This is a genomic window from Kocuria aegyptia (assembly GCF_039530085.1).
GTDB classification, from domain to species: domain Bacteria; phylum Actinomycetota; class Actinomycetes; order Actinomycetales; family Micrococcaceae; genus Kocuria; species Kocuria aegyptia.
The window spans coordinates 1-592 of the sequence record NZ_BAAAOA010000026.1; the positions used below are offsets into that span (position 1 = coordinate 1).

1 protein-coding gene is annotated in these 592 nt (G+C 72.1%); it reads right to left on the reverse strand.

Annotated elements, in window-relative coordinates; genetic code table 11:
- On the reverse strand, positions 1-400 hold a 400-nt coding region (locus tag ABD220_RS10775; RefSeq protein ID WP_344122431.1), incomplete at its 3' end, for an MBL fold metallo-hydrolase.
- Positions 401-592 lie beyond the last annotated feature (192 nt).

Consider the following 592-nt stretch of genomic DNA (forward strand, 5'->3'; position numbering starts at 1 on the left):
CCAGCTCCGGGGCGAGGAAGCACACGGATCCGGGCGAGTGGCCCGGGGTGTGCAGCACGGTCAGGGTCGTCCCGGCCACGGCGAACTCCTGCCCGTCGGCGATCGGCGCGTCGAAGGGCGTCTTCGGATAGACCTGTTCCCACAGCACCGTGTCCTCCGGGTGCAGGTGGATGGTCCCGCTCACCTGTCCCGACACCTCCTTGACGGAGCGGATGTGGTCGTCGTGGGCGTGGGTGAGCAGGATCGCCGTCACCGTGCGCCCGGCGACGGCCTCCACCACCGCGGCGGGGTCGTGGGCCGGGTCGATCACGACGCACTCGTCGTCGTCGCCCACGATCCACACGTTGTTCTCGACCTCCCAGGTCCCGCCGTCGAGGGAGAACGTCCCGGACGTGACCATCCGGTCGATGCGGGCCCGGCCGGCGGCCCCGGCGTTCCGCACGGGCACGGCCCCGTGGTCGGCGGGACGGTCGCGCTCGTGGTCGGGCAGGACCTCGCCGTCGTGGCCGTCGGCGGCGCTCATCGGTCGATCTCCACGACGGAGCGCAGCACCTTGCCGGCCTTCATCTTCGCGAAGGCCTCCTCCACGTCC